This is a genomic window from Bacillus sp. JJ1773, from assembly GCF_036962035.1.
Classification (GTDB): domain Bacteria; phylum Bacillota; class Bacilli; order Bacillales; family Cytobacillaceae; genus Cytobacillus.
Genome location: NZ_JBALNX010000002.1, coordinates 109,425 through 117,077, shown reverse-complemented (window position 1 = coordinate 117,077; position 7,653 = coordinate 109,425). Strand labels below are relative to the sequence as shown.

6 protein-coding genes and 2 other annotated features are annotated in these 7,653 nt (G+C 37.4%); of the genes, 5 read left to right on the top strand and 1 reads right to left on the bottom strand.

The window, feature by feature from the left end; genetic code table 11:
- The first annotated feature begins 386 nt into the window (after nt 1-386).
- Complete coding sequence (locus V7127_RS00790; RefSeq protein ID WP_335482883.1) at nt 387-842, top strand: GNAT family N-acetyltransferase; 456 nt, start codon at nt 387-389, stop codon at nt 840-842.
- Between the two features lie 130 nt (nt 843-972).
- Here V7127_RS00790 and V7127_RS00785 read toward each other — a convergent pair whose 3' ends face one another.
- Nucleotides 973-1,926: a LysR family transcriptional regulator gene (locus V7127_RS00785; RefSeq protein WP_335344611.1), complete on the bottom strand. Its 954-nt coding sequence runs from the start codon at nt 1,924-1,926 to the stop codon at nt 973-975.
- Between the two features lie 291 nt (nt 1,927-2,217).
- Here V7127_RS00785 and V7127_RS00780 point away from each other — a divergent pair, with 291 nt between their 5' ends.
- The 4 genes from V7127_RS00780 to thrS all read left to right on the top strand — a co-directional run bounded on the left by V7127_RS00780 (nt 2,218) and on the right by thrS (nt 7,281).
- Nucleotides 2,218-3,432 carry a pyridoxal phosphate-dependent aminotransferase gene (locus V7127_RS00780; protein WP_335482881.1) on the top strand — a complete coding sequence of 405 codons (1,215 nt, stop codon included), beginning with the start codon at nt 2,218-2,220 and terminating at the stop codon, nt 3,430-3,432.
- Entirely contained in the window at nt 3,429-3,866 is a 438-nt protein-coding gene (locus tag V7127_RS00775; RefSeq protein ID WP_335344609.1) for a RidA family protein, read from the top strand. The genes V7127_RS00780 and V7127_RS00775 overlap by 4 nt, the downstream gene beginning before the upstream one ends.
- A 235-nt stretch (nt 3,867-4,101) precedes the next feature.
- Nucleotides 4,102-4,728, top strand: coding sequence for a fumarylacetoacetate hydrolase family protein (locus V7127_RS00770; RefSeq protein ID WP_335482879.1), 627 nt, complete (start codon nt 4,102-4,104; stop codon nt 4,726-4,728).
- A 112-nt stretch (nt 4,729-4,840) separates the two neighbouring features.
- Nucleotides 4,841-5,063: a binding site (T-box leader), on the top strand.
- A gap of 37 nt (nt 5,064-5,100) precedes the next feature.
- Nucleotides 5,101-5,323: a binding site (T-box leader), on the top strand.
- Between the two features lie 47 nt (nt 5,324-5,370).
- Entirely contained in the window at nt 5,371-7,281 is a 1,911-nt protein-coding gene (gene thrS, locus V7127_RS00765; protein WP_438823949.1) for a threonine--tRNA ligase, read from the top strand.
- Nucleotides 7,282-7,653 lie beyond the last annotated feature (372 nt).

Below are 7,653 nucleotides of genomic sequence, written 5' to 3'. Positions count from 1 at the left end.
GTTTTGTATGTCATCAGAATAAAACACTAGCTATAAAGCATTCCTGACGCTCTTTTTTATGCTACTAGAAGAAAACGCTAGCTATGAAGCGTTCATGACGCTAGTTTTGTATGACACCAGAATAAAACACTAAATATGAACGTTCATGATCCGATTTTGACGGAGGTGAAATATACAATTAAAATCGTAGAAAAATCCACCTATTGGGAAGAAATGAAAAAGTAAAATATAGTATAATTAAAAATGTACTTTTTAGGAGAATTTTGTTAAGGGGGCGTTCATTATGACAATTATAAAATATTTGAGCATAAATCACTACTACATGGGGATAACGCCTAATTAAAAGGCTACTTAGGGTTTCCTCTAAATTTGGAAGGGGAAAAATAATGAAAACAAACAAAGTGAAAATTGTAGAAATAAATACGGATAACTGGTATGAATGCTGTAAATTAGAGGTATTTAAAGAACAAATTGAATATTTGGAGCCTAATGCAATTTCGATAGCACAGTCGAAGTTTGAACTTACTTTAAAACCATATGCCATTAATTTAGATGAAAAAGTAGTGGGGTTTTTAATGTTTAATTCTGTTCAGGAAGAACTTGATGGTTATTGGATTTATAGAATTATGGTGGATAAGGAACATCAAGGCATGGGTATTGCCAAAGCTGCAACTGAGTTAATGATTTCAGAGATGGCAAAATTGCCAAATGCGAAAAAAATTGTTGTAGGATATCATCCAGATAATATTGGAGCTCATAGTTTATATAAAAGCTTGGGATTTGTGGATCATGGTGATCGGTTCGGAAAAGAAATGGCCGTTATTAAATATGTTAATGAATAGAACAATTATCGAACAGCTCGGCTAAACATTACTTTTTTTAGCTAAATAGGGCTTTAAATCAATCTAAAAGGCCATCGGAAATATTATCCCGATGACCTTTATTTTTTCGAAAAATTGGTTTACTCGTAAACTAAATGCCAACAGGCTTTTTCTTATTCAAAAATTTAATAAAATCCATACAGGCTTTGGAAAGTGGGTGCGATTTCCTATAATACAACATAATATTTCGATATGAATGTTCATCATCAATTTTGTAAAAGAACAACTTATTTGTCTCTTCTAAGTACCGAGTCACACCAGCACGTACGAAAGTAATTCCTTTTCCATTACAAGCAATATAATAGGAAGTAAGTAACTGATCAAGGTACATAGATACTTTAGGAGTAAAGCCTGCCTTCCTGCACATTTTTAAGCTTCTCGTGTGCAAATCATTTCCCTTTTTCAATAATAAAAAATTTTCATCTTCAAATTCTTTTAGACTAACCTTAGCATATTTTTCACTTAAATATTGACCGCTAGCCACATCCTCGAAAGTTAGACGATACTTTCCTAATTTATTGTTAACTTCATAGAATGACGGAACAGCCAGCAAAATTTGTTCTTCCGCCCAAACAAAAGAATCAAAGATTTTAGGATCTCTTTTTTCAACATCTATAATAATATCAACAATTCCTGAACGCAGACACTTCATTAAATCATCTGCATTTGCCTCCATGAGATTCACTGTATAATCTGGATATTCTACTTTTAACTCTTGCACGATTGTTGGAAAAATATAAGCGCAAAAGAAGGAAGCACCCCCAATATTGATGGTCCCCCGATTATTATCCAATAAATTATTAAAATATGATCTCATTTCTTTCTCTATGCTCATGATTTTCTCTATTGATTCAATATAATATTCACCTGCTGCTGTTAATTGTACTGGATTACTGCTTCTGTCAAAAATAGGAAGTCCAATTTCGTCTTCTACCTTTTTAATCGCTGCACTAAGTGCTGGTTGCGAAATATATAATTCTTCAGCCGCTTTAGAAAAACTATTGTTTAAGTAGACCGCATAAACGTAATACATATTTTTTAGCATAATTACCCTTCTTCCTTGCTTGAGTATTTTCAGATGTTTATGTAAAAAGATCTTAATATTTCCAAATAGAGAGTTTTTGAGAATAAGATTCCCATACCCTGAATTTTTTCAAAGGTGATGGGGATTTAAACCAAATTCCCTGCGAGTATAAAGAAAAATATATATCGTTATTAACTTTTTCATATTGGAGTTAATGAGTAAGAATCACTTATGATTATAATATAAAAAGCCAATATAGAAAAATTAGGTAAATATAAAATATTCATAATCAAAATGAAGAGAGGGACGATCATGAATTTAGTAGAAGAGAAGTTTAAAAAACTTGGCGCTGAATATGCACCTGGACAAGAAGTGCGCCAAAGCACAAATGAGGTTGAACTGCGTGGAGAGAAAATTCCTGGTACGCCGGTTGATTTTTCGCACGGTGATGTAGACGCTTTTGAGCCAATTCCAGGCTCATTAGATGTGTTCATCGAAGGTGTTCATCTTGGTGGCAAACAGGCCTACACCGAGTATCGTGGAAGTAAAATGATCCGGGAGAATGTAGCTGAAAAGCTATCAGATTACACGGGGACAACGATTAACGCAGACCGGAATTTTATTATTACTCCAGGAACACAGGGGGCACTTTTCCTAGCAACGGGATCTACCATTTCTAGAGGAGATAGGGTTGCTATTGTAGTACCAGACTATTTTGCCAACCGAAAACTTGTCGAATACTTTGACGGTGAAATCGTTCCAATTCAGATGGACTATTTCAAAACAGACATTTCTGCAGGTTTGGATTTAACTCAGTTGGAGGACGCGTTTAAGGCAGGGGTTAAACTCTTTTTGTTCTCTAATCCCAATAATCCTACAGGAGTCATTTATTCAAAGGATGAAATTCGCAGGATTGCAGAACTTGCACAGGAGTATGGAGCAACAGTTATCGTGGATGAACTGTACTCACGTCAGATTTTTGAGGGACGGACCTATACGCACCTATGTGCGCAGAATATTGTAGATCCCGAAAATGTCATTACCATCATGGGGCCATCGAAAACAGAGTCGCTAAGCGGGTACAGGCTAGGTGTAGCATTCGGATCAGATAAAATAATTGACAGAATGGAAAAACTTCAGGCCATAGTATCTCTTCGTGCGGGCGGCTATAGCCAAGCAGTATTGAAATCTTGGTTTGCCGAGCCGGATGGATGGATGAGGGAACGTATTTACCAGCACCAGGCAATTCGTGATGATCTTCTTGCAAAATTGCGCGCTGCTGAAGGTTTTAAAGTGAGAGCCACGGAGGCAGGCAGCTACCTATTCCCAAGACTTCCTGAATTAGATGTTTCAATAAATGAATTTGTGAAGATACTTCGCCTCCAGGCTGCTGTTACCGTAACACCTGGTACAGAATTCGGCCCACAGTTCATCGACAGCTTCCGTATAAATTTTTCACAGAATCATAAAGCAGCAGTTGATGCAATTGAACGTATCATTAAGGTAGTGGAGGAGTATCGTAAATGAGTATGTTTGGAGAAAAAGCTAATCCAATTCCGCAGGGAAACTATGCTCCGGCATCACGGTTTGAAAACCTTATCTATACCGCTGGAATGACTCCAAGAAAAAATGGCGTACTGATTCAAATTGGAAAAGTTAGTGCTGAGCAGCCGATTGGGTTCTATCAAGAAGCAGTCAAGCAAGCAGCTGCAAATGCACTTACTGCCGCCAAGAATAGACTTTCGGAACGAGAACAACTAGAGCAAATACTCGCACTCAACGTTTACATTAATGCAGAAGAAACATTCGAAGCACATTCTAGCCTTGCAGACTTTGCTTCTGAGTATTTATACCAAGAATTAGGAAGCGTAGGCATAGGGAGCCGCGCTGCGATAGGTGTTGCATCATTGCCAGGCAATGCACCGGTTGAAATTCAATTAATTGCTGCTGTTTCTTCATGAAGATTTACTGGAAAAGCAATGATTAGTCACTAAGTAAATTGTTGAAAATTGAATCCAATAGCAGATAGAAGAAATAGCCTTTGCTTAACTAAGTGAAGGCTATTAAAAATGAAATACAGTATTACTGTTTTTAATAGGAAAAATTACCTTTTCATTAAAAGTCAATTATAATTACTTTAGGAAGTCATAATATTAAGGGTATTTTTACAAAATGATAGTATATGGGGGATCACCAATGCAAACAATCAAAAATGTATATTGTGTAGGAAGGAACTATGCGCTACATGCAAAAGAATTAAATAATGAAATTCCTAAATTTCCTTTTCTATTTGGAAAGACTACACATGCTGTGGCTTATGCCAATGGTCAGGAAATCGTGTTACCAGCAAACCGTGGCTCCATTCATTTTGAAGTGGAATTAGTCATTCGAATCGGCAAACCTTACGAAAAAGGAGCTACAGTTGACGACCTTGTAGACAGCATGGCTGTTGGGATTGACTTTACTTTACGCGATGTTCAAAGCGAATTAAAGAAAAAAGGACATCCATGGCTATTAGCAAAGAGCTTCCCTAACTCAGCAATATTAAGCGAATTCATCAAGTTTCCTGGTGTGAACGAATGTAAAAGCAAAGAGTTTTCTCTATTAAAGAATGGAGAAAAGGTTCAGATCGGTAATATAAAGGACATGATTTTTGATATGCAAACATTAATAGATTACACAGCCTTACATTTTGGCCTTGATGAAGGCGATATTCTTTTTACAGGCACTCCTGAAGGGGTTGGACCCATATCGGACGGGGATCAACTTGCACTACTATGGGGGGAACAAGTTCTTGGAAGTTGTTCGATAAAGCTTGGTTAGATTAATTAATAATGATGGACACACTAACAGGAAAATAGCTTTTCAAAAATTAATTTGAAAAATCCGTTGCTATTTTTTGTAATCTATAATAATATGTATAAAAAATCCATTTACTTAAGCACGGATAAGGACATGAGCTACTTTTACGGTTTCCAGAGAGGGAAGGCTTGCTGAAATCTTCCTAACGCAGAAAAGTATCTTACCGCCTTTGAGCTGTATTGGGGAAACTAAGTATCCAATGCCGTCTATGCAACGTTACTGCACCAGAGCCATAAGGATCTTTTTTCTTATGGGAAATTGGGTGGAATCACGGGTATAACGCACTCGTCCCTTGCAATAGGGATGGGTGCGTTTTTTATTTTACAAATTAATAATTTTGCGATGAAGAGGACATGAATTATTTTTACGGCTTTCAGAGAGGGAAGGATAGCTGCGAACTTCCTAGCTTAGGAAAATAATTTACCGCCTTGAAGCTATATCGGTGAACTTTAGTAGCTGATATCGTCCATGCTGCGTTACAGCACCAGAGCCATAAGTGTTTTTTCTTATGGGAATTTGGGTGGAACCACGGGTATATAACGCACTCGTCCCTTGCGATAGGGATGAGTGCGTTTTTTTATTTTTAAAAAGGAGTGAATCAATATGAGTATTAAAGTTCAATTCCAAGATGGACAAATAAAGGAATTTTCAAATGGCATTACTGTGGGAGAAATTGCGGAGTCCATTAGTACAAGTTTGAGAAAAAATGCGGTTGCTGGGATGGTAGATGGACAGCTGGTGGATCTAAGCCACAAGTTAGAACAGGATGCTGAACTCTCCGTTTTAATGCTTGATTCGAAAGAAGGACTTCAAATTTTAAGACATTCCTCAGCACATGTGCTGGCTCAAACAGTTCAAAGAATATATGGAAAAGTCAAATTAGGGATAGGACCTGTAATTGAAGATGGATTTTACTATGACTTGAAATTGGAACACAGTTTGACTTCAAATGATTTACTTGAAATCGAAAAAGAGATGGAAAAAATCATTAACGAGAATTTAGAAATTATAAGAATGGAGGTTTCCTATGAAGAGGCTGAAAAGCTTTTTAAGGAAAAAGGAGAGCCATTCAAGCTAGAAATATTAAAGGCCATTCCGAAAGGGGAAAAAATCACTTTATATCAACAAGGAGAGTTTATTGATCTGTGCCGAGGCCCGCACCTTCCGTCTACTGGTTTTATTAAGTCTTTTAAATTAACTCGTGTATCGGGTGCGTATTGGCGAGGTAACAGTCAAAATGAGGTTCTCCAAAGAGTTTATGGTGTTGCCTTTAAAAAGAAGAAGGATTTAGATGAGTATTTACATTTCTTAGAAGAAGCGGCCAAACGAGATCATCGTAAGCTAGGAAAACAATTGGAGCTGTTCATGTTTTCCGATGAAGCGCCGGGAATGCCATTTTACTTGCCAAAAGGGCAGATTATTAGAAATGAATTAGAAAATTTTTCACGTAAGCTTCAAAGCAAGGCTTATTATGATGAGGTTCGTACTCCTTTTATGATGAATCAGCAGCTTTGGGAGAGATCGGGACACTGGGATCATTACCATGAGAATATGTATTTTTCCGAAGTCGATCAAACTAAGTTTGCGATGAAGCCAATGAACTGTCCTGGGCATATGCTCATATTTAAAAACAGTCTCTATTCTTATCGAGATTTGCCGATTCGATTGGCAGAGTTTGGGCAAGTTCACCGTCATGAGTACAGCGGTGCTTTAAATGGAATGCTGCGGGTGCGCACTTTTTGTCAGGATGATGCTCATATTTTTGTTCGTGAGGATCAGATTGAAAGTGAGATTAAGGAGGTATTTCAATTAGTAGACCAAGTGTATCGCACATTTGGCTTCGAGTATTCAGTGGAGCTTTCGACTCGCCCTGATAATTCAATGGGTGATGACAGCCTTTGGGAAATTTCTGAACGAGCATTAACAAATGTACTTGTGGATTTAGGGATCCACTATCACTTAAACGAGGGCGATGGTGCCTTCTATGGGCCAAAAATTGATTTTCACATAAAAGATGCCTTAAAACGAAGCCATCAATGTGCTACAATTCAGCTTGATTTTCAGATGCCGGAGAAATTTGATTTGAGTTATATCAATGAAAAAAATGAAAAGGTCCGCCCTGTGGTGATTCATCGAGCCATTTATGGATCTATCGACCGTTTCTTTGGGATATTAATCGAACACTTTGCAGGTGCATTCCCAGTTTGGCTGGCACCGACACAAGTTCAAATTATTCCTGTTTCACATGTTCACCTAGACTATTGTTTAGAAATTCAGGCAGAACTACGGAAATCTGGAGTCAGAGTGGGGATTGATAATCGTGATGAAAAGCTAGGATACAAAATAAGAGATGCGCAGATGCAGAAGATTCCATACATGCTCGTACTGGGAGACCAAGAGTCGAAAGAAAAAGCAGTAAATGTCAGAAAACACGGGTCTTCACAATCTCAAAATGTTTTATTCGAGGACTTTAAAGAGGAAATTTTACTGCAAATAAAGGACAGGAGTCTGTAGTACTAGGAATGATGATGGAGGAAACAAAGCTGCCCATTCTTTTGAAAACTTCCCATGACATTGCTCATGGATACCTTCGAACGATAAAAATATTGTTAAAGGTAGTCAAGATACGGTTATGACTCCATTTAACATGAAAAAAGGGAGTTCATAACTCCCTTTCAGCTTAAAAATACAGGTATAGGGGAGTTAAGAGACGTTTATAACTCCATTCATGTAGAAAAAAGGATCAGAAGGTAGTTAAGAGGCATTTATAACTCCCTTCGTGTAGAAAAAAGAAGCGGAAGGTAGTTAAGAGGCGTTCATAACTCCCTAAGTGTAGAAAAAAAGGAACAGAAGGTAGTTAAGAAGCGTTCATAAGTCCCTTCGTAT

Bases quoted from the DNA above. Each gene is read 5' to 3' on its own strand.
- V7127_RS00790 (WP_335482883.1), top strand. From the start codon at position 387: ATGAAAACAAACAAAGTGAAAATTGTAGAAATAAATACGGATAACTGG.
- V7127_RS00785 (WP_335344611.1), bottom strand. From the start codon at position 1,926: ATGCTAAAAAATATGTATTACGTTTATGCGGTCTACTTAAACAATAGT.
- V7127_RS00780 (WP_335482881.1), top strand. From the start codon at position 2,218: ATGAATTTAGTAGAAGAGAAGTTTAAAAAACTTGGCGCTGAATATGCA.
- V7127_RS00775 (WP_335344609.1), top strand. From the start codon at position 3,429: ATGAGTATGTTTGGAGAAAAAGCTAATCCAATTCCGCAGGGAAACTAT.
- V7127_RS00770 (WP_335482879.1), top strand. From the start codon at position 4,102: ATGCAAACAATCAAAAATGTATATTGTGTAGGAAGGAACTATGCGCTA.
- thrS (WP_438823949.1), top strand. From the start codon at position 5,371: ATGAGTATTAAAGTTCAATTCCAAGATGGACAAATAAAGGAATTTTCA.